Genomic DNA, 22,436 nt, shown 5'->3' on the forward strand with positions numbered 1-22,436 from the left:
GTATCATTAACGGGTTTTGTGTGAACGATAAACAAAAGGTTTCGCTGTAAGCGGAATAAGGGATAAAAAATTTTATGGTAGAAAAGAAACTTCCAAGATTATTACAGGCGGCTAAGGAATTTAACATTGGTCAGGATACCCTTGTCGAGTTCTTAGTAGGGAAAGGTTTTGAACGGGATGATTTAAAGCCTTCCACCAAACTGACCGACGCCATGTATACGGCCCTGCAACAGGGATTTCATGGAGATAAAGCCGCAAAAATTATCAGCGACCAGGTTGATTTACCAAAGGGATTAGGTGGCGAAGGCAAGAAACGTCGCGAAGAGGAAGAGGTGCCAAAACCGGCATCGCGCCCGGTTAGTAAAGACGAACCGGTTGTTGAAACGCCTCCTGTTGCCGAGCCTGTTACGGTTGTGGCAGAGCCTGAGGCCCCGGTTAAAGAGGCGGAAGTACCCGCTGCAGAGCCGGAGCCTGTTCCGCAGCCTGAGGTTACTGAAAATACAGCAGCAGTACAAGAGGAGGAAGCTCCTGTGGCAAAAACTCCGGTCACCGGTATCGGAGGACCAAAGATCATCGATAAGATTGATCTGTCTGCAATAGACTTTTCAACGCGCCCCAAAAAGGTTGCAAAGAAAGAGACCCCGGTTGCAGAAACACCGAAACCCAGGGCTGAAGAACCGGTTGCTGCCAGCCAGGAGCCGGTAATGCCCGAGCCTCCTGTTGAGGAGAAGCCGGAGGTGAAGGAGAAGCCTGCACCTGTAGAAGAGGAAAAACCTGCGGAAGTGCAGATCACTAATATCCAGGCCGAAAAGATCGAAGGGCCGAAGATTCTTGGTAAGATCGAGCTTCCTGTAGACAGCGATACCCGTCCGAAACGGGATGAAAAGCGGAAGCGGAAACGTATCCCCATTGAGAAGAAGGAAGTAAAGGCCGATCCGGATCAGCGCAGGCCACACGGAGGCCAGCAAAACCAGGCCGGCCGGAGTGGCGGACATCAGCATGGCGGCGGCGGACATCATGGAAAAGGCAACTTCAGGGACCGGCACCGCCCGCATCGCGAGGAAAAACAGATCGACGAAAAGGAGATCCAGGAAAAGATCCGGGAAACCCAGGCCAAGCTCAGTGGCGGCAGTGGCAACAAGCAAAAAAGCATGCGTGCCAAGGCAAGAAGGGATAAGCGCAATGAAGCAGCCGAAGCGATGGAGGATGAGGGTGTAGATAAAACATTAAGAGTAACGGAATTCATCAGCGTGAGCGAGCTCGCCAGTCTGATGGATGTAAGCTTCGCAGATGTGATCAGTAAATGTATGAGCCTGGGGATCATGGTATCCATCAACCAGCGCCTGGATGCAGAAGTGATCGAACTGGTTGCGAGTGAGTTCGGGTATGATGTATCCTTTATTGATATGGAGCAGCAGATGGAAATGGAGGAAGAGGCCGAAGAGGAAGACGATGACGCAGAACTGGTTCCAAGAAGCCCGATCGTGACCATCATGGGACACGTAGACCATGGTAAAACCTCGCTGCTGGACTATATCCGGAATGCCAACGTGGTAGCCGGGGAGGCCGGGGGCATTACCCAGCACATTGGTGCCTACCGTGTAAAAGTGGCTGATGGAAAGGAGATCACTTTCCTGGATACCCCGGGTCACGAGGCTTTTACGGCCATGCGTGCAAGAGGTGCCAAGGTTACGGATATAGCCGTCATCGTGGTGGCTGCTGACGACGCGGTGATGCCGCAAACCAGGGAGGCGATCAGCCACGCGCAGGCGGCCGGCGTACCCATGATATTTGCAGTGAATAAAATTGATAAGGACGGTGCCAACCCCCAGAAAATTTATGAGCAGTTATCGCAAATGAATATCCTGGTAGAAGAATGGGGCGGTAAATTCCAAAGCCAGGAACTGAGCGCCAAGCAGGGACTGAATGTAGATAAGCTGCTGGAAAAAATATTACTGGAAGCAGAGCTGCTGGATCTGAAAGCAAATCCCGGCAGGGAGGCTACCGGTACCATCATCGAAGCTACCCTGGATAAAGGCCGGGGATATGTGGCCACGCTCCTGGTGGAAAATGGTACTCTGAAGCCCGGGGATGTGATCGTGAGCGGACAATATTTTGGCCGGGTTAAAGCCATGTTTAATGAGCGGAACAAACGCGAAGAGGCCGCCGGCCCTTCTGCACCGGCAGTGGTGCTGGGCCTGAACGGTGCTCCGCAGGCAGGTGAGAAGTTTAAAGTTTATGAAGAGGAAGCAGAAGCCAAAAGCATTGCCAACCGCCGCTCCCAGATCCTGCGTGAGCAGGGCATGCGTACCAAGAAGCATATTACCCTGGATGAGATTGGCCGACGCCTGGCATTGGGTAACTTTAAAGAACTGAATGTGATCATTAAAGGGGATGTGGACGGCTCCGTTGAGGCGCTGAGCGACTCTTTACAGAAGCTTTCTACTGAGGAGATCCTGGTAAGTGTGATCCACAAAGGGGTGGGACAGATCAATGAAAGCGATATCGTACTGGCAGAAGCTTCTGATGCCATTGTGATCGCGTTCAATGTCCGTCCGTCGCAACAGGCTTCGCAGCTGGCTAATAATGCCGGCATCGAGATCAAAATGTACTCTATTATTTATACGGCGATCGATGAAGTGAAGAGCGCAATGGAAGGGATGCTGGAGCCTACCATGAAGGAAAAGATCGTTGGTAATGTGGAGATCCGGGAAGTATTCAAGTTTGATAAAGCCGTGGTGGCAGGATGTCTGGTACTGGATGGCCGTATCAAGCGCGATAACAAGGTGCGCCTGATCCGTGATGGTATTGTGATTTACCCGACAGGAGAAAACGCGGTGGCTGAACTGGGCTCGCTCAAACGGTTTAAGGACGATGCCAAGGAAGTTTTAACCGGAATGGAGTGCGGTCTGACCATTAAAAACTACAATGACATTAGGATAGGAGATGTGGTAGAAGCGTATGAACTGGAGGAAGTAAAACGGACTTTGTAACCCGCTCCGGCATCAGAAATTACAGATCAGAACATCAGTCGGAACAGCCGGCTGGTGTTTTTCGTTGAAACGGGCAACAAACTTTTGTTAAATACAGTGCTGTTTGGAGGAGGAAATCCCCGGCAGAATTATTTTTGAATTATGTTTATTATGAATAGAAGAACAGGTCTTTTTTCAATAAAAGGGATGCTGACTGCTTTGGCGCTATTGCTTTCTGCTGCTGTTATGGCCCAGGGCCGGTCCAGCAAAGAGGTAGTTGATAAAATTATTGGAGTGGTCGGCGACCGGATCATCCTGTATTCCGATATTCAGAATGCGATCAAAGATGCAGCACGTTATGGTGAAAAGCTGCCCCCCAATGCCAACTGTATGATTTTTGAGCAGGCCCTGCTTTCGAAGATCCTGGCCCTGCAGGCAGAGCGCGATTCAATCCCCCTTACTGATGAGGAAGTGGAGGCGCAAATGGATGTTAAAGTGCGCAACCTGATTATGCAATATGGAAGTCAGGCGGAAGTAGAAACGCTTGCAGGGAAAACGATTTACCAGCTGAAAGATGACCAGCGGCCGTTGATCCGTGAGAATATGCTTGCAGAAGCAATGCGGAAAAAAGTAGTGAGCGGTGTGCATATCACACCTACTGAGGTAAAGGCTTTTTTTGAAAAAGTACCTGTGGACAGTTTGCCCTTCCTGGAATCCGAGCTGGAAGTTGGACAGATCTCTATCCTGCCGTCGGCATCCAAGGATGTGGACGAGTACATCTACAACGAAATGCTGAACTATAAAAAACAGATCGAATCCGGTACTACCACCTTTGAGGCGCTGGCCAAGCGGGTTTCCGAGGACCCGGGCAGCCGTGAGCGTGGAGGCTCTTATGAGATCAACCGTTCTGATAAATCGACCTGGGACCCGGTATTCCTCTCTACGGCATTCCGGTTAAAGGCCGGTGAAATCTCGCAGCCGGTAAAGTCCAACCGTTTTGGCTATTTTCTGATCCAGCAGGTAAGCCGTCGTGGCGATAATGCCCAGATCAAGATGATTCTGCGGGTGCCCCCCGTTACGGACAATGAGTTAAAAGAGGCGCATGGCCGGCTGGACTCCGTACGTGCAGAGATCGAATCGAACAAGATCAGTTTTAAAGATGCGGCGTACAAATACAGCGATGATGAGAATGTGAAAAATTATGGTCCCTATGTTTTAGACAGGGATGGGTCAACCTATGTAAATATTGATGCGCTGGACCGGGATATGGTAAATACGATCAAGGACATGAAGGTGGGCGATCTGTCGCAACCGGTAAACTTCACCAATGATCAGGGTAAAAAAGGAGTAAGACTGGTATACCTGAAGTCCCGTTCGGAGCCGCACCGGTTAAACCTGAATGACGACTATGTTAAGATCGCAGATATGGCCCTGAACCAGAAAAGAAATGAAGAACTGGACAAATGGCTTGAAAAAAAGATTCCCACTTTTTATATACTGATCGATAAACAGCAGGCGGACAGCTGTCCCAGTCTTTCAAAATATCAGACAACAGAGAACCGGGGTTTTTAACAGCGGCTACCGGTTAACCAAACCGGTTTTTCAGCAGGGCGCAGGGTGGAGCTTTTGCCGTGAATGATCGCCGTATGGCCAAGTTTGCCGGTAGGATATTGTTTGCCCAGTCGGTATAATTTAGTATTTTGCAGGTGCATGATAGTAAGCAATCGTCCGTTTCTGTATTCGCCTGTTGTTTCCGGCTCCGGTGAGCATCATAAGATCATTATACTTACAGCACCCTCAGGGGCCGGCAAAACCTCCATTACCCATCATTTGTTGAAAAAGATCCCCCAGCTATCTTTTTCCATTTCTGCGGCCACAAGGGAGGCCCGGGCAGGAGAAGTGGATGGAAAAGACTATTATTTCATCACGGAGGAAGCGTTTACGGAAAAGATCAAGGCCAGCGAATTTGTAGAGTGGGAGATGGTTTATGAAGGCAAATACTATGGCACACTGAAGAGTGAATTGCAGCGGCTCTGGAAGCAGAACAGGTACCCGCTGCTGGATATTGATGTAAAAGGAGCCATTCATGTTCAGCAACAGTATCCCAAAGAGAGCCTTTCTGTCTTTATAGAACCTCCCTCTGTAAAAGAACTGCGAAGACGCCTGATTTCCAGGGGCAGTGAAAGTGAAGAATCCCTGCAGACCCGTTTAAACAAAGCGGAGTATGAGTTATCGTTCATCAGCCGGTTTAATAAAGTGGTGGTGAACGACGATCTTGAGGAAGCCTGTGCGGAAACGGAGGCCCTGGTGCGGAAATTCCTGAATATACCCGCCTGAACAAAAGCATTTCATGTAGCATTTTATATATCTTTATCTTATGGAATGGCAGCTATTAATGTGGATCGTTTCTTTGCTGTTCATGATCTTCTTTGCCGGTGTGGAAATGGCTTTCTTTGGCGCCAGCAGGCTGAACATTGAGCTGAAAAGAAAACAAGGCACTTTAACCGGACGGTTGCTGGGTAAATTTGTAGATACACCGGCAATTTTCTGGGGAACTACTGTTATAGGGTATATTACGGCCCTTACCATTTTTGTATTGCAGACCAGCGAAGTGCTCATCCCGTTCTGGCAGAAGAGCGGCATCAATTCCAGAACCGCCCAGATCCTGCTGGAAATCGCTTTTAACACCCTCATTATCCTGATATTTGTCGAATTCATACCCAGGGCGGTGTTCCGGGCCAACAGCAATACCCTGCTGAGCCGCCTGGCAATGATCATCAATTTCTTCTTATGGCTGTTATATCCCATTACAGCCGCTTTATTCCGGTTGTCCAACTGGATATTGAAATATGTATTCAATGTGCGCCTGGATAAAGGAAAATCCCCTTTTGCCCGTAATGACCTGCAATTTATGTTTCGCGACAGCCGCACCACCCTGCGGGAGGAAACCAGCACCCATCTCCTGGAAAATGCGCAGGAGCTGGCCAATATTAAAATAAGGCAGAGCATGGTGCCCCGGAAGGAGATCATTGCGGTTGAGGTGAACGCGCCGGTAGAAACGCTGATCCAGAAATTTATTGAAACCAAGAGGAGCCGGATCATTATTTATGAATCGAACATCGACAATATCCTCGGCTTTGCCCATGAGCTGGATCTTTTTAAAAAGCCGGCCGATATTGAATCGATCCTGATCCCCATTATTGCCGTTCCGGAAAGCATGACGGCGGTGGGGCTGATCAATAAATTCAGCAAGGAGTCCAAAAGCATTGCCTGGGTAGTGGATGAGTTTGGGGGTACGGCAGGGATCATCACAATGGAAGACGTGCTGGAGGAGCTGTTTGGCGAAATATGGGATGAGTACGATACCCAGCTTTTTGTGGAAAAGCGGATATCGGAAGATGAATATATCTTTTCCGGAAGGATGGAGTTGGATTACCTGGAAAAAAAGTATGATTTTGAATTTGAGGATAAGGAAGATTCGGAAACATTATCGGGGTATATTATTAATTTTTACGAAACGATTCCTGCACAGAAAGAAAGGATTATTATCGGTGATTTTGAATTTGACGTTCTGGGAGTAAACGATACCCGGATCGAGATGGTCAAAATGAAAAAATTAAAATAGATTTATTAAAAGCCTGACTTTTGCGCATTTTATACGCATCTTTGTCCTCCATTTTTAATATACAATGGCTTTACTGGATTTTTTAAAGAAAAGGAGTGGTGGCGAGGATGAGATGTCCTTTATAGATCACCTGGAAGTTTTAAGGTGGCATTTGATACGCAGCGTGTTAGCCGTAGTGGTTTGCGCGATCCTTGTATTTATGTTCTCCAACTTTTTTGTAGAGGATATTATTTTCGGGCCAACCCGTGGCGATTTTATTTCGGTAAAATGGCTTTGTAAAATTGGTCAGACGGTGGGTATTGGAGATGGTCTTTGTTTTAAGACCGAACCCAAATTCCAGGAAACAACCATGACAGGGCAGTTCATCGCATCGTTTACCGTGGCTTTTGTGGGAGGGTTTATACTGGCGTTCCCGTATATCTTTTGGGAGATCTGGCGCTTTGTTAAGCCGGCTTTGTCGGATAAAGAGGTAAAAGGAACACGGGGTATTATTCTCTGGGTTTCCATCCTGTTTTTCCTGGGGGTCGCATTCGGCTATTTTATCCTTACCCCGCTGATGGTGAACTTCTATTTTAACTATAAGCTGAGCGAGCAGATCCAGATCATTCCTACATTTTCGGACTACCTGGAAAACGTGATCTATACCACCGTGGGGATTGGGGTACTGTTCCAGTTACCATTATTGGTATTGTTGCTGGCCAAAGCCGGCATTCTTACCGGAACCGTGCTGAAAAAATACCGGAGGCATGCATTTGTAGTGATCCTTATTGCCGCAGCTATCATTACACCCACCACCGATCCGTTTAGCCTGGCGGTAGTGACCGCGCCATTGTACATCCTTTTTGAGATCAGCGTGGCGCTGGCATCAAAAATTGAGCGGAAACGATTATTAGAGAACCCACAGGAGTGGAGTTAAAAATATCGGTTATGGAAACAACATTTGATCTTACAAAACCTGTGGCCATTGGCAGTGATCATGCGGGTTTTGAATATAAACAATATGTCATTTCCTTCCTGGAAGGAAAGGGATTAACGTTTAAGGATTTTGGCGCGTATTCTTCAGAATCGGCCGATTACCCGGATTTTGCACATCCCGTGGCCTCGGCTGTTGAAAGCGGGGACTACGCTTTTGGCATCTTGCTTTGCGGCAGCGGAAACGGTGTTGCCATTACGGCGAACAAACACCAGGGCGTGCGGGCTGCACTTTGCTGGGATAAAGAAATTGCCGAACTGGCCCGCAGGCATAATTGTGCCAATATACTGTGCATACCAGCCCGCTTTATTCCGGAGGATGTTGCAGAAGTGATGGTAGAAGCCTTTATTTCCACGGAGTTTGAAGGCGGCCGTCATGAAAACAGGGTAGTCAAGATCAGCTGCGGGTAAGGCGCCGCACTGCAAATACAGAACATGCGAAAAATGATGAAACCTCTTTTTGTCCTGGTGGCCGTTTGCGCGGTGACCATTGCAGCAGCTCAGAAAAAGGCAGACCCCGGGGTCTTTGCCCGTACTATTACCACCGCCGATCTGAAGGCGCACCTCAGCGTAATTGCCAGTGCAGAAATGGAAGGAAGGGATACGCCTTCACCCGGCCTGGAAAAGGCGGCGGAGTATATTACCGCGCATTTTAAGAAGCTGGGATTGCAGCCCGGCAATAACGGAAGTTACCGGCAAACCTTCGGGTTATCAAAAGACTCGCTGGCCAAGCTGGATCTTTCTGTGAACGGGATACATTTTGAGGCATTTAAAGATGTGGCGCCCATGTGGGTAAACGGGGAAAAGGTCCTCCTGGATTATAAGGAATATGCTTTTGCAGGATATGGGATTGTAGATGCAGGCCGGGATGATTATGACGGTATGGATGTTAAAGGCAAACTGGTGGTAATTATCGGAGGTAGCCCGGAGGGATTTACACCATCAAAAGAAGGCCGGCTGGCTTCTACCGCCACTGCGATAAAAGTAAAAAACGCCCTGCAAAAGGGAGCGGCAGCTATCCTGGTTGCTACAGAGCAGATCCCTCCCCGCTCCAAAAGTCCGGTTGTATACCGGCCAGACTGGGAAAAAAATACCCCGGGCCAGGCCCCCCCTGTTTTTTATATAAGTGCCAACGTTGTTGAAAAAGTAAGCGGACATAGCTATGCGGAGGTAAAAGCAGCCCTGGATAATGGCCAAGCCAAACCGGGGATCAGTGAGGCAGCACTTACATTAGATTACCGGTTGCAGCGGGACCGGGCTACGGCTTCTAATGTACTGGGGGTAATTGAGGGTACTGATAAAAAAGATGAATACCTGTTCATTACCGCGCATTATGACCATGTTGGTAAAGATGCAGCGGGAAATATTTATTACGGGGCGGATGATGATGGCTCCGGGACCGTGAGCGTTCTGGAAATGGCGGAGGCATTTGCCCGGGCAAAAAAAGCAGGTAAAGGCCCCCGCAGAACCATCGTATTTATGACGGTAAGCGGTGAGGAAAAGGGACTGTGGGGCTCGGAATATTATTCGGACAATCCGGTTTTTCCGCTGGATAAAACCACGGCAGACCTGAATATTGATATGATCGGCCGTGTTGATACGGAAAGAATGAGCGCCGATACCCTGAATTATGTTTATGTGATCGGTCATGACAAACTAAGCACCGATCTTCCGGTGATCAATGAAGGCATGAATAATAAATACACGAAACTGGTGCTGGATTACAAGTTTGATGACCCGAATGATAAAGAGCAGATCTATTACCGCAGCGATCATTTCAATTTTGCCCGGAAAGGGGTACCGATCCTCTTTTTTTACGACGGGATGCTAAAGGCCGATTATCATAAGCCTACTGATACCATTGAAAAGATCAACTTTGCGCTGATGGCCAAAAGGGCGCAGATGATCTTTTATACGGCCTGGGAAATGGCCAACCGGGACCAGATGCTGAAAAGAGATCTGAAGTTGCCGGAGCAGGCACGGTAGGAGGAAGCAGTAAGCGTTCAGCTATCAGTCTTCAGTACCCTTTAAACAATATTCAACCACATTCAACAATGTCCCACCACGTTAAACCAAGAACCCTCCTGTGATCTTTGAGGGGTAAAAACGGATCTAACGTGAAACCTTGAACCTGAAACTTTAAACAAATATAGGAGCCATCAGAGTTTCAATTCTGCCTCACCCCGGACCCCGGACATTTGGGGCGGAACGGAAACGCTATTTTGAAGCAAACAGCAGCTCGCAGGGTTTTAACCCGGTAAGGCGCTTAAACGCTGTGCTGAAATGTGAAATGGAGGAGTAACCCAGCATCATTGAAACATCCGTTACACTGAGACCTTTTTCATAAAGCAGGTATTTGGCATGCTCCATCCGCTGGGTCTGGTAAAAGTCAAAAATAGTGGTACCGTACATTTCCTTGAAGCCTTTTTTAAGATAGCATTCGTTCATGGCCACCTTCCGGCTCAGCTCCTTAATGGTGATCGGCTCACCAATATGCCTGATCAGGATCTCCCGGGCCTGCGCTACCTTTTCCTTGTCTGCCTCATTAGACAGGAACCTGCAGCTGATCACTTCCAGTTGCTTTTCCTCAACCATTGAATCCATGGTCAGCAATAATAACATCTGCAGCTGGGCATTTACATAAATGTTTTCCAGGGTGCCATTATAGCTGTGTTCCAGCAAACCTTCAATAACGGTTTTGGTTTTGCAGCATAAGGGCAGCGTTCGGGTAAAGGAAACCTTATGTTTGAATTTTAACAGGGAATCGCTGAAACTATTGGCCGTTCTTGTTTTTATGAACTGCGACAGGTGTGCCGGCATAAACTGCACATTCAGCACATCGATGCTTGCGGTGCTGTCCCCGCAGTCTTTGGGCCGGCCAGCGGTACATTTACTGCAATTTTCCCGGGAGCAATACATATTCCCCGCAATGCAGAACTTCAGTTTCAGGTTATTTTCTTTTGGTTTCTGGCTGTTATACTCGTACACCAGCATTCCCATATCTTCTGTTAAAATATTTACAGACCGGCTGTATCGCCTGATCTCATACTGTACGGCCCCCGGTATCTGCTGTACCCGGTGGGCCCTTAGTTCCAGTGAGGAAGGATGATCCAAGTCCTTGAAACTTAATTGTATAATGTCTTCTGTAGTATTCATGATACGGCGGCAAAGTTACTCCCAATCTGTAATAAAGTCAACAAAACAATGTCAATTGTTGGTAATAATCCCTGATTTGCAGTTCATTATTAAAAAAATTAATTACAATTTAATCATCGAATGTCTAAATTTGCGCCATTATTTAATATTGGTTGACCCGTAAGTACATGATCCATTTTAACTCATATATACATCCGGACGCTAAAGTGGCGCGGAATGTAAAAATAGACCCGTTTACTGTGATCCATCAGGATGTGGAAATTGGTGAAGGTACTTGGATCGGCTCCAACGTAACCATACTGGAGGGCACCCGTATCGGAAAGAACTGTAAAATCTTTCCGGGAACCGTGATCGGCTCGGAGCCCCAGGATAAAAAGTTTGACGGGGAAAAAACAATCGTGGAGATCGGTGATGACTGTGTTATCCGCGAGTTTGTGACCATTCACCGCGGAACCCGCGACCGTTGGAAAACGGTAGTAGGCAAGGGATGCTGGATCCTGGCATACAGCCATATCGGGCATGACTGCGTTATTGGCGATTATTGTACGTTAAGCAACAGTACGCAGATAGCCGGGCATGTGGTATTGGGCAGCCATGTGGGGTTTGGGGGTGTATGTGCCGTGCACCAGTTTGTAAAAGTTGGGTCTTATGCGTTTATCAGCGGCGGATCGCTGGTAAGCAAAGACGTTCCGCCTTATATTAAAGCGGCCCGGCAGCCGTTGAGCTATGCGGGTATCAATTCGGTAGGACTTAAGCGGAACGGCTACTCTGTTGAAAAGGTCAATCATATACTGGATATATACCGGGTTATTTATAACCGGGGACTGAATGTGACCCAGGCGGTACAGCTCCTGGAAGAAGAATTTCCGGTTACGGATGAGCGGGACGAGATCCTCACATTTGTTCAGGAAAGCACAAGGGGCATTATCAAACGATACACCAAAGGAAATGGCGATGACGATAGCCTTGAATAAGGCTGGGAAACGGTTCAACCGCGATTGGATCTTCCGGAACCTCTCCGGCCGGTTTGAATCCGGGAACAGTTATGCCATTATCGGGGCCAACGGCTCCGGAAAAAGCACTTTTTTACAGGTCATAGCCGGCGCCCTCCATTTGAACGAGGGCAATTGCACCTGGACTGCCGGAAATCCTGTTCCATCAGAAAAGATCTACCGCTACGTGGCATGCTGCGCTCCTTATCTTGAGTTGATAGAAGAGATGACCCTCCTGGAATTGCTCGGGTTTCACCAGCAGTTCAAGCCGTTTATGGCGGGTATCACGCCCAAAAAGATCGTGGAAGAGCTGGGCATGCAGGCTGCGGCGCATAAACGCATCCAGCAATTTTCCAGCGGTATGAAACAGCGGGCCAAGCTGGCGCAATGCATCTATTCCGATACGCCTATTGTATTATTAGACGAACCCTGTACCAACCTGGACCGGCAGGGCATCGACCTTTACTATACGTTGATCGATCAATATTGTAAGGACCGGCTCGTACTGGTAGGCAGTAACGACGAGGTGGAATATAAATTCTGCCGGCAGCAGCTCAGTATGATGGATTACAAGGTATTTTAATTTTTTGTCCGGACTTCAGTACTGCTGTCAGCAATGGTTGTGTCACTCACTGCATCGTTCGGTACAGATCCGGCAGTTTCATTTCTTGTGATGTAAAGCGTTAACGCTGCAAACCAGATTTTTGGCGCTGCTGCCTTCTCTTTTCAAAAAGCAGGGAATCGTTTCGCCGCTCTTCAGGAGTATTGGCATAAGCAAACTTCCCCAGGTAAATGGTCTTTTGCCCGATGCCGCGGGATTGATCCCGGTAAAAACTTTTGTCGTCTTTAAAAGTGATCATGCCCCATTGTTTACGGATCTCCCGGAGTACTTTTTTTTCATCCTTTGGGCGGTAATAGTAAACCAGCAGGATCCGCCCCAGGTCATCTTTTTGGAGGAATAACAGTTTTGCCCGGCTATATACGGACCGGTACGGGGTGGAGGGATTGGGGTTTTTGTTAAAGATATATCCCCGGTTTGCATTTATTTTTCTTAATTCCGGGATAGCAACAGGCGTACAGGCAAACCCGGGGTCGGCATTGCTGCGCGCCATGCTGTCGAACCGGTTGTTCATATTCCGGACCCATACAGCGGGCTCATAATTGGGGGAACGCATAAATGCCGGTGGCGCCGCAAACCAGCTGGTGCTGAAAACCACCATCACGATATCGTCTTTTACAAAGGCGGCTTCCTCAAAATTGCCGAGCCCCCAATAACCGGATCTCCCCTTGGGAATCTGCCTATATTGTGCCGGCGGTTTAAAAATGGCATTCACCATGGCAACCTGCTCCTGTGCACCTTTTAATTGCTTGGCCAGGCTATCGGCAGGCTGGGCAAACAGACTGCCGGTAAGGGCAAGAGTAAAAATGAGCAAGGCACCAATGGGTTTGTTCATGAATATCTTTTCCGTTAAGACGCTAAATTTTTTCAAAATCCATAAAAATAATATGCGGGTTTGCAAATCGTGCACATTATGCGAGACTTAAATTTTGCTAATGGCCGATTTCAGTATTGCTGGCAGCAACGGCGGTGTCTCCCAGCCCCGCGCTTGGAGGGTAGTTGGCCGCTTAGTCTGCCCTGTCCGGAACGTTAATGATAACCGGATTGAAAAAATCAACCTAAATTTGTATCTGGATAGATGCGATCTGTAGGTCCTTTATAGAGAAAACTTAAAGTGCTGAAAGCCAAAACAAAATTCTGTTTAGAATTCAGGATGCGAGCCATATCTCTGGTCATATTTTTTATCGAATGCTCCTTTTTTTCAATGGGACAGGATCTTCCTGTCTCCGATTGGGTAAAGCGGTTGAACGATAACAGCAAATCGCAGGTTATTAAACACTACTCCGTTTACTACGATATCACGAAGATCGATTCTGCTTCAAGGGTCAAAGCTGCCTTCGAAATAGAGAAAGCATGCGCTACAGGAAACAAACGGTTAAGGCTTATGGGCCGGTCGGTAAAAGCAAAATTGCTCTTTTATTACCTTAAAGAAGGCGATTCGCTGTACGCAGCACAGATGAAAACATGCCTGAATGAGGCTGTTGAAATGGAGGATCCCTATTTGCAGGCAGAATTTGGCCGGTGGTATGCAGAAATGTTGAATTCGATGAACCAAACAGCACTTGCGGTTCAATATGCAACCACCTCATTACAGTTGCATCATTACCTGGGGTTGGAAAACTTTGCAGCCGTAAGTATCTTTTACATGTGGGTGGGGGAAGCCCTGCTTGTAGACGGTTATCCCCGGGATGCGATCGACTACCTGCGTACCGGCCTGAAGCTCGCGGACACGCTGGTAAAGCCGTTCCGTTTTATGTACACGTATAATAATATTGGGCTGGCTTACCGCGAACTGCAAAAACATGATTCGGCGCTTTTCTATTTCGAAAAGCTCCAAAAATATTGCGCTGAAATTAAAAAACCCGTTTGGCAGGAAATTGCCTATAAGAACCGGCTGCCCTCCTTTGTAGCATTGGGTATGCTGGACAGCGCAAAAGCGGTTGACGCCCGTCTTTTTGAAATTGCCAGGCACAGCAAGGAACCGGAAGATTCATTGATCGCCTATGAGATGATGGGGAAAATTGCCATCAGGGAAAAAAAAATTCAAAAAGCGATCCCTGCCCTGCTGAAAAGCGCCGTGCTGAACAATGGAAGGTATCCGGAATTATTGAACCGGGTAAACGGATCGTTAGCCATCTGTTATGAAAACCTTGGGCAGCCCGGAAAAGCATACCCGTATTCAAAACTTGTGCGCAATTATAATGACAGTGTGAGCCGTGCCCGCGAAGTGCGTACCAACCGCTACGTTTTTATAAAAGCAGCCTATGAAAAAGAGCAGCTGGCATTAAAAGAAATGACGGAAGAAAAACGCCAGGCCATCAATAAAAGAAACAGGGGTATTGCGTTGCTTGTTTTTATAGCAGCCATCGCAGCCTGGTGGCTGAACCGGAGCCGGAAAAAAGCAGAAAAACGGCAACAGCAGGCAGCCGGGGCACTGGAATCGTTTAAAGAAGAAATCATAAAAAAGAACAGCCGGATCGAAGAACTGCAGGCAAGCATTGAGCAGCAGCAACATAAGCTATATGATGCACAAACCATCGAAGAACTGAGCCACCAGATGATATTGACCGAAAATGACTGGCAGCATTTCAAATCGCTTTTTGAAAAAACATACCCGGCATTTTTCAAACTGCTCCGCGATAAAGCACCCGGCATTACCGAGGCCGAACAACGGATGGCGGCGCTGCTAAAGATCCGGCTCAATACAAAGCAGATAGCCGCCATGCAAGGTATCGGTGCAGACAGTGTGCACAAAACCCGCCACCGCCTGCGCCAGCGCTTTGGCACGGCCACTACAAGCGAGCTGGAAACGCTTATTGCCGCGATCTAGATCACCAATCAAAAATCCTGATAGTTCCATGTTCAACCCTTCAGTAGTTAGGAAGGGGTGAAACGCATTGCCTCCACTCATCAGGTATAAAAACGGATCTGAACCTCAAACCTGAAACCCCTGTCTCCACCAATGGTTAGTGAGCAGTGAAATGGCTCGCTCTAAACCAGGACGCGCTCAGCATGCATGAGAACGAAAAACATCAGATCATAAACGAAAAACAAACACAGGAGCCTTCCAATCCCTTTGACAGGATTTTGACAGGTAACTGACAGGCAATTGCCAGCCAAAAAACTTGCAAACCGGATCACTCCGGGCGTAAATTAGGTGAAACGTATCATGCACTTTGTTAAAAAATACAGCAACCTGATCATTATACTGCTGCTCATACTGGTATTGATCCTGCTGCTGATCATTTTTACAGATATACACGTGGCAAAAATTAACCGGGCAATAAAGCAGACCTCTGTTATAACTAAGGTGAAAATCCCCTTCAGCAACTTTAAAACTTTTAAACAATAACGATTATGCGAAAGATTTTATTACCCTTACTGGCTGTTGTACTGGTAGCGGCGTGCAAAAAGGAAACCACCAGCACCCCGGTACAGGAAGAATCTTATACGGCTCTTGCAAAAGGAAAACCTGCTGCCAATAAGATCAACATCTGTCATTATGATGCTAAAAAAGATACGTGGAGTATGATCAGTATCAATCGTTCGCTATGGGAGCGGCACGAGGTACATGGCGATATAAGGCTGGATGACCCCGATCTTGATGGCTACGTACCCACCAATAGTTGCGGATTTGGGCGGATGGGCGACTGCAATGATCATGATGCCGCTATTCATCCCCTGGCCACAGAAATACCCGGCAATGGTATGGACGAAAACTGCAATGGCATGGCTGATGATCTGCTATCGGTAGGCGACAGTTACCAGGGTGGCAGGATTGGTTATATTTTACAAGCCGGCGACCCCGGTTATGAAGCCGGCCAAACACATGGTTTGATTATCGCCCCTGCTGGCGGACAGGCTGAATGGGGCTGTTATCAAACAGCTCTTAGCGGCGCCGGCGGCACGGCTATTGGCACTGGCAGGCAAAATACCGAAGATATTGTGCAGGGTTGCCCCACACCGGGCATAGCTGCAAGGCTTTGTGCCGAGCTTGTTGTAGACGGCTACGACGACTGGTACCTGCCAAGCATGTATGAAATGGGGAAAGTGTATGCAAATGGGGGCATTCTTGGCCTGCCTGAGACGTTCTACTGGACTTCAACCCAAAACGATTACCTATCGGCCGGATACACGAATGTGACGATTGGAGTCTATGGGTACACCTCAAAAAATCAAAGCCTTTCTTTTCGAGCCGTGCGGTCATTTTAACTTACAATATAAAAATAAATAACCCGGATGAGAATATTTCTTTCAATTGCATTGCTGCTGGGTACAGCAGGGGTTTTTGGGCAAACCACTCACTATGTAGCCGTCGATGGCGCAGGAATAGGAACTTCCTGGAACGATGCCTCCGGTAATTTGCAAGGCATGATTGATGCTGCGGTTACCGGGGACCAGGTTTGGGTAAAAGCAGGTACCTACAAGCTCTTCGCCTCTATTCAAATGAAAGAAGGCGTAAAAATATACGGCAGCTTTACCGGCACGGGAACCGAAAGGCCTGCCATAAACCCCCTAAACGGCATAAACCCCACTACCATTTTAGACGGACAAAGTACCCTAACAGTAATCACCAACAATAACAACGGCCTTACAGCGGCGGCGCTATTAGATGGCTTTACGATTACCAACGGCAAGGCAACCAGTTTCGGCGGCGGCATCAGTAACATCTCATCCTCGCCCACCATCAGTAATTGCATTTTTTCGGGCAATACAGCCGGCAATTCCGGCGGTGGCATCAGCAACGATCATTCCTCGCCCGGCATCAGCAATTGTACCTTTTCGGGCAATACGGCCAGCTCCGTTGGCGGCGGCATAGACAACTTCTCCTCCTCGCCTACCATCAGTAATTGTGCCTTTTGGGGCAATACAGCCAACTATTACGGCGGTGGTATCAGCAACACTTCCTCCTCGCCCGCCATCAGCAATTGTATCTTTTCGGGCAATAAAGTCAGGTCCTATGGCGGTGGTATCTACAACTACTCCGGCTCCTCGTCCACCGTCAGCAATTGTACCTTTTCGGGCAATGCAGCCAGCTCCGGCGGCGGCATCAGCAACACCGCCTATTCCACGCTCACCCTACGTAACAGCATTATTTTGGGTAATAATACCGGTGTTTATAACGCCAACTCCACCACAACTATTACGTACAGCCTGGTGCAGGGGAGGGCTGCCGATGCCGGCAATCATAACTTAGATGGCAGCAGCATTACCGCGGCCGACGTATTTGCAGGGCCCGTGGGTGCCGATATGGCGCCTACCACAACAGGCGATTATCGTCTAAAAGCAGGAAGCATCGCAATAAACGCGGGAAATAATGGTAATGTACCGGGTAATAGTACAGATATAACCGGCGGTCCACGCATAGTGGGCGATGCTGTCGATTTGGGCGCTTATGAATATACGACCGTATTGCCTGTAAATTTTTCGCAGGTTTTTGCCTATACCCAAAATAACAGCTTATATATTAACTGGCGTACGGCAACCGAAACGAACAACGATCATTTTGACATAGAAGTTGCTACCGATGGCCGTTCGTTTTATAAAATAGGCACCGTTCTTTCTAAAGCCACTGAGGGCAATAGCGCCATAGAAATAGACTATGCGTTTTCGGCGAGCGCCGCATCCTTATTGGCTGCACCCGCCGTATTGCTATTGGTATTGGCCGGATTTAAAAAACACCGCAATAAATTGGCGATAGCGCTCACACTGGCCGGCCTGCTACTGGTTATTGGCTGCGCAAAAAACGATGCGGCTATAGATGCCGATGCAAAGGCACTATTTATAAGGATAAGACAGGTAGATAAAGACGGCAAATTTGAATACAGTAAAATAGTAAGAGCGGTAACGGAGTAATGGCCATTGCGATAGGATCGATACACCGTATAAAAAGACAATCAAAGGTTCTTAAATTATATATACAGATGAGTACCTGTAAATTCATATTTTGCCTGTTGCTATTGTTAAGGGTTTCAACACCAAATGCGCAGGTCATTCGATATGTGAGATATGATGGAAGCGGCAATGGCGGCACCTGGGGTAGTGCCTCTAACGATTTACAGCTGATGATTAACAACTCCGTTCCCGGCGATCAGGTTTGGGTTGCAACCGGTACCTATCTCCCTGTACGACCCGCCTATGATTTAACCATTACAGATCCTAAAAACCGGAATAACGCCTTTGTAATGAAAGCGGGCGTTAAAATTTATGGTGGATTTAAGGGTATTGAAAGTTCATTGAGCGAACGCAAATTTGCAGACTATGTAACCACCCTGAGCGGCGATTTTAATGGAAATGACCAGATAAGCGGTAGCGGCATCACGTTAAGTATAAAAAATAACGGAGAGAACGCCTTCCACGTCATTATCGCTACCAGAGATAACGGGTCTGTTGGCACGCTCGATGGCTTTACCATTAATGGAGGGAACGCAAATTTAGAAGACAATTACATTCCTGTTAACGGGCAAATGATACCTACATTTGATGGCGGAGGGTTATACAATTACTTCTCCTCCCTGACGGTAGTCAACTGCCGTTTTACCGGCAATACGGCAACCAGTGCTGGTGGCATATACAACTACTCATCGTCCTCCGCAATAACGAACTGCAGCTTTTTAGCAAATCATAGTACGAAGACCTTTGGCGGTGGCATATATAACAACCGCTCCTCACCGGCAGTAACCAACTGTAGTTTTTCAAATAATAATGCTGCTTACGGTGGAGGAATGTACAATAACAACTACTCCGCACCGGTCGTAGCACGCTGCAGTTTTGTAGGTAATTATGCAGACTTCGGCGGAGGGGTATTGAACGATGAGGGTTCCTTCCCCACTGTAACCGGCTGTAACTTTGCAAACAACAATGCGGCAACAAATGGCGGAGGGATGTTCATCTACTACTCCTCTTCTTCAACGGTAACCAACTGCAGCTTCGCAGGCAATACGGCAACGGACGGCGGAGGAATGTACAACTACACTTCCAATGCGGCGGTAACCAACTGTAGTTTTTCAGGCAATCATGCAACTGATGGCGCAGGAATGTATAACTACTCATCTTCTCCGACGGTAACCAACTGCAGCCTTGCAGGCAATACGGCGGGTACCGGAGGCGGAATGCTCAACTCCTCATCGTTTCCAATAATAACCAACTGCATTATTTGGGGAAACACAGGCGGTTCCTTTTACAACGATAATGGCAGTAGCCCAACTGTTGCCTATAGCGATGTACGAGGGTTAACGCCTCTTGAGAACGGCAATATGGACAAAGATCCTTTGTTTGCAGATATGGGCGATCCCGACGGCGCTGATAATATTTATGGTACTGCCGACGATGGAATTAGATTGAAGGACGGCAGTCCGGTTATTGATAAAGGAAGTAACAGTGCCTACGATGTTTCCAAATACGGCAATGCCGACCTTGCCAGTTATATACGAATTTCCGGAACCGCAATAGATATGGGTGCTTACGAAGCTGACAACAGTCCTTTATCCGTTGTCTGGGGGACTATCACTGCCATTACCAAAAACGGACAACTCATTATTAATTGGACTACGGAAACTGAAATCAACAATCGTACATTTATCATAGAGGCATCTGCCAACGGTAAAACCTGGCAAACCATTGGCGAGGTTAAAAGCAAAGCTAAAAACGGCAGTTCAGCTGAAAAAACAGCATATAGTTTTACCAAATCTCTTGGCGGCGTGGCATTCGGCTTCGCAATGTTGGCTTTTGGAGTATCAGGCTTTGCCAACAGGCGCAGGCGTTTCATTGCAGCAGCGTTGCTATTGGCAGGTGCCGTAATGTTTTCATATTCCTGTAACAAAGGTGTTGCGTCCACAACGGACAATAATAACAGCTACAAATACATCCGCATAACACAGCAGAATATGGACGGCACAAAGAAAATGTCTGGAGTAATAAAAGTGGTGGAGGATTAATTTTGGATTTTAAACATACATTTGTATGCATGAACAGACCCATCCGCGTATTAGTTGCCAAAATAGGCCTTGATGGCCATGACCGCGGCGCCAAAGTGATTGCCACCGCCCTGCGGGACGCCGGCATGGAAGTGATCTATACCGGCTTGCGGCAAACCCCGGAAATGGTCATCCATGCGGCCATCCAGGAAGACGTGGATGTGATCGGCATCAGCATCCTGAGCGGTGCACATATGACCGTGTTCCCAAAAGTGCAGGAACTGATGAAAGCCGAACAGATGGATGATGTGCTGCTGGTAGGCGGGGGTATTGTTCCGGAAGATGATGCCGCGGCACTTACCGCCATGGGGGTGGGCCGGATCTTTGCCCCGGGCAGCACCACACAATCGATAGCAGATTATATTAAGACGGAGGTAGCTAGGAAGCGGAATTTCTGAGTGCCGTTTTAAAGTTCAAGGTTTAAGGTTCAACGTTGTTTTAAACTTTAAACCTTAAACCTCAAACAAAAAATCAGTAGGCCCGTGCAAACAGTACCCGTTCTTTAGACGGTTTGCCGGATAAGATACAAACGCCTTCCTCCTGAGGATTGTTAAGTGGAATACAGCGGATGGTGGCCTTTGTTTTTTCCTTGATCGCGGCTTCGGTTTCTGCTGTGCCATCCCAATGGGCGGCAACAAATCCGCCTTTTTCATCCAGCGTTTTTACAAAATCGTCCCAGGTGTCTACCCAGGTCGTTTTTTCTTCAGTGAACTTCCGGGCCCGCTGCAGCATTTCAAACTGTATCTTTATAAGCAGCCCGTCCACGTATTGCGATATGCCATCCAGGTTTATTGTTTCCTTTTCCCGCGTATCGCGCCGGGCCACTTCAATTTTATTGTTTTCGAGGTCACGTGCGCCCAGCACCAGCCTTACAGGAACGCCCTTCATTTCATATTCTGCAAATTTCCATCCGGGGCGGTTGTTGTCATTGTCATCATATTTTACACGGATGCCCTTGCTTTTCAGGTTTTCCATGATCTCGTTCGCCTTTGCGTCGATCTGCGCTTTCTGATCTGCTCCCTTATAAATAGGGATGATCACTACCTGCAACGGTGCAATTTTAGGCGGCAGTACCAGGCCTTCATCATCGCTGTGTGCCATGATCAGGGCGCCTACCAGGCGGGTGCTTACCCCCCAGCTGGTGGCCCATACATATTCCAGCTGATTGTCTTTATTCAGGAATTTTACATCAAAAGCCTTTGCAAAATTCTGCGCCAGGAAGTGGGAGGTACCGGCCTGCAAGGCTTTGCCATCCTGCATCAATGCTTCAATACAATACGTATCTTCTGCCCCGGCAAAGCGTTCGCTGGCGGTTTTGACACCTTTGATCACGGGCAGCGCCATAAATTCCTCGGCAAACGTGGCATATACATCCAGCATTTTACGCGCTTCTTCAACCGCCTCGTCCTTTGTAGCGTGCGCGGTATGCCCTTCCTGCCACAAAAACTCTGCGGTGCGCAGGAACAGGCGGGTACGCATTTCCCAGCGTACCACATTGGCCCACTGGTTTACCAGGAGGGGAAGATCGCGGTAGGATTGGATCCAGTCTTTATAGGTGCTCCAGATAATGGTTTCGCTGGTAGGCCGTACGATCAGTTCTTCTTCCAGTTTCGCTTCCGGATCCACCACCACACCCTTGCCGTCCGGATCATTTTTCAGCCGGTAATGGGTCACCACCGCACATTCTTTGGCAAAGCCCTCCACGTGCGCCGCCTCCTTACTTAAAAAGCTTTTGGGTATAAACAGCGGGAAATAGGCATTTACGTGTCCGGTATCCTTAAACATCTTATCCAGCGCATCGCGCATATGCTCCCAAAGGGTAAAACCATAAGGTTTGATGACCATGCACCCCCTTACAGCAGAATAATCGGCCAACCCGCCTTTGATCACCAGGTCATTGTACCATTGCGCATAATCTTCAGCTCTCGAAGTAACTTCCTTGCTCATATAATAGTTAATAATTAATTGTTCACCGTCCGGACCGGAATCCGGGTTCCGGATCATCGCCGGAACCAAATAAAAAACAAAGGCATCAGGCCTGTTGCTTTTTGAACCTTTTTTACGTTAAATACGTTGTGAATTAACAACATATTATGCATCTTTTTTAACAAAAGAACGTCAATA

The 22,436-nt window shown here is 47.9% G+C and carries 18 protein-coding genes; 15 read left to right on the top strand and 3 right to left on the bottom strand.

Annotation, left to right across the window (positions count from 1 at the left end):
- Positions 1–74 precede the first annotated feature (74 nt).
- The 7 genes from infB to BLS44_RS06840 all read left to right on the top strand — a co-directional run bounded on the left by infB (position 75) and on the right by BLS44_RS06840 (position 9,555).
- Positions 75–2,993 carry a translation initiation factor IF-2 gene (infB, locus tag BLS44_RS06810; protein WP_090389314.1) on the top strand — a complete coding sequence of 973 codons (2,919 nt, stop codon included), beginning with the start codon at positions 75–77 and terminating at the stop codon, positions 2,991–2,993.
- Positions 2,994–3,143: 150 nt separating this feature from the next.
- Positions 3,144–4,544: a peptidylprolyl isomerase gene (locus tag BLS44_RS06815; protein ID WP_245729126.1), complete on the top strand. Its 1,401-nt coding sequence runs from the start codon at positions 3,144–3,146 to the stop codon at positions 4,542–4,544.
- A 138-nt stretch (positions 4,545–4,682) separates the two neighbouring features.
- Positions 4,683–5,309 carry a guanylate kinase gene (gene gmk, locus BLS44_RS06820; RefSeq protein WP_176954340.1) on the top strand — a complete coding sequence of 209 codons (627 nt, stop codon included), beginning with the start codon at positions 4,683–4,685 and terminating at the stop codon, positions 5,307–5,309.
- Between the two features lie 40 nt (positions 5,310–5,349).
- Positions 5,350–6,597: a hemolysin family protein gene (locus BLS44_RS06825; protein ID WP_090389316.1), complete on the top strand. Its 1,248-nt coding sequence runs from the start codon at positions 5,350–5,352 to the stop codon at positions 6,595–6,597.
- A gap of 64 nt (positions 6,598–6,661) precedes the next feature.
- The gene (gene tatC / locus BLS44_RS06830; protein WP_090389317.1) at positions 6,662–7,513 is read left to right on the top strand and encodes a twin-arginine translocase subunit TatC; all 852 of its coding nucleotides are present in this window, start codon (positions 6,662–6,664) and stop codon (positions 7,511–7,513) included.
- Between the two features lie 11 nt (positions 7,514–7,524).
- The gene (gene rpiB, locus BLS44_RS06835) at positions 7,525–7,980 is read left to right on the top strand and encodes a ribose 5-phosphate isomerase B (RefSeq protein ID WP_090389601.1); all 456 of its coding nucleotides are present in this window, start codon (positions 7,525–7,527) and stop codon (positions 7,978–7,980) included.
- A 33-nt stretch (positions 7,981–8,013) separates the two neighbouring features.
- Entirely contained in the window at positions 8,014–9,555 is a 1,542-nt protein-coding gene (locus BLS44_RS06840) for a M28 family peptidase (protein WP_245729127.1), read from the top strand.
- Positions 9,556–9,786: 231 nt separating this feature from the next.
- On the opposite strand, the gene BLS44_RS06845 is transcribed toward BLS44_RS06840, so the two are convergent.
- Positions 9,787–10,725: a helix-turn-helix domain-containing protein gene (locus BLS44_RS06845; RefSeq protein ID WP_090389319.1), complete on the bottom strand. Its 939-nt coding sequence runs from the start codon at positions 10,723–10,725 to the stop codon at positions 9,787–9,789.
- 167 nt (positions 10,726–10,892) lie between these two features.
- Between BLS44_RS06845 and lpxA the strand changes: the two genes are divergently transcribed.
- On the top strand, positions 10,893–11,699 hold the full coding sequence (gene lpxA, locus BLS44_RS06850; protein WP_090389320.1) for an acyl-ACP--UDP-N-acetylglucosamine O-acyltransferase: 807 nt from the start codon (positions 10,893–10,895) through the stop codon (positions 11,697–11,699).
- On the top strand, positions 11,680–12,300 hold the full coding sequence (locus BLS44_RS06855; protein ID WP_176954341.1) for an ABC transporter ATP-binding protein: 621 nt from the start codon (positions 11,680–11,682) through the stop codon (positions 12,298–12,300). Before lpxA ends, BLS44_RS06855 begins: the two co-directional genes overlap by 20 nt.
- Before the next feature lie 100 nt (positions 12,301–12,400).
- Here the strand turns inward: BLS44_RS06855 and BLS44_RS06860 are convergent, their stop codons facing one another.
- Positions 12,401–13,171: a hypothetical protein gene (locus tag BLS44_RS06860; protein ID WP_143019684.1), complete on the bottom strand. Its 771-nt coding sequence runs from the start codon at positions 13,169–13,171 to the stop codon at positions 12,401–12,403.
- A gap of 318 nt (positions 13,172–13,489) precedes the next feature.
- Here BLS44_RS06860 and BLS44_RS06865 point away from each other — a divergent pair, with 318 nt between their 5' ends.
- The 6 genes from BLS44_RS06865 (at position 13,490) to BLS44_RS06890 (ending at position 20,710) form a co-directional block, all read left to right on the top strand.
- Positions 13,490–15,166, top strand: coding sequence for a tetratricopeptide repeat protein (locus tag BLS44_RS06865; protein ID WP_245729128.1), 1,677 nt, complete (start codon positions 13,490–13,492; stop codon positions 15,164–15,166).
- 339 nt (positions 15,167–15,505) lie between these two features.
- The gene (locus BLS44_RS06870) at positions 15,506–15,688 is read left to right on the top strand and encodes a hypothetical protein (protein WP_143019685.1); all 183 of its coding nucleotides are present in this window, start codon (positions 15,506–15,508) and stop codon (positions 15,686–15,688) included.
- Positions 15,689–15,693: 5 nt separating this feature from the next.
- On the top strand, positions 15,694–16,548 hold the full coding sequence (locus BLS44_RS06875) for a MopE-related protein (RefSeq protein ID WP_090389324.1): 855 nt from the start codon (positions 15,694–15,696) through the stop codon (positions 16,546–16,548).
- 27 nt (positions 16,549–16,575) lie between these two features.
- A complete protein-coding gene (locus tag BLS44_RS06880) occupies positions 16,576–18,192 on the top strand; it encodes a right-handed parallel beta-helix repeat-containing protein (RefSeq protein ID WP_090389325.1) in 1,617 nt (538 codons plus the stop codon).
- A gap of 68 nt (positions 18,193–18,260) precedes the next feature.
- The gene (locus BLS44_RS06885) at positions 18,261–20,273 is read left to right on the top strand and encodes a right-handed parallel beta-helix repeat-containing protein (RefSeq protein WP_143019686.1); all 2,013 of its coding nucleotides are present in this window, start codon (positions 18,261–18,263) and stop codon (positions 20,271–20,273) included.
- A gap of 29 nt (positions 20,274–20,302) precedes the next feature.
- Entirely contained in the window at positions 20,303–20,710 is a 408-nt protein-coding gene (locus tag BLS44_RS06890; protein ID WP_090389327.1) for a cobalamin B12-binding domain-containing protein, read from the top strand.
- Between the two features lie 73 nt (positions 20,711–20,783).
- On the opposite strand, the gene proS is transcribed toward BLS44_RS06890, so the two are convergent.
- Positions 20,784–22,259: a proline--tRNA ligase gene (gene proS, locus BLS44_RS06895; protein WP_090389603.1), complete on the bottom strand. Its 1,476-nt coding sequence runs from the start codon at positions 22,257–22,259 to the stop codon at positions 20,784–20,786.
- Positions 22,260–22,436 lie beyond the last annotated feature (177 nt).

The organism is Niabella drilacis (assembly GCF_900101395.1).
Classification (GTDB): domain Bacteria; phylum Bacteroidota; class Bacteroidia; order Chitinophagales; family Chitinophagaceae; genus Niabella; species Niabella drilacis.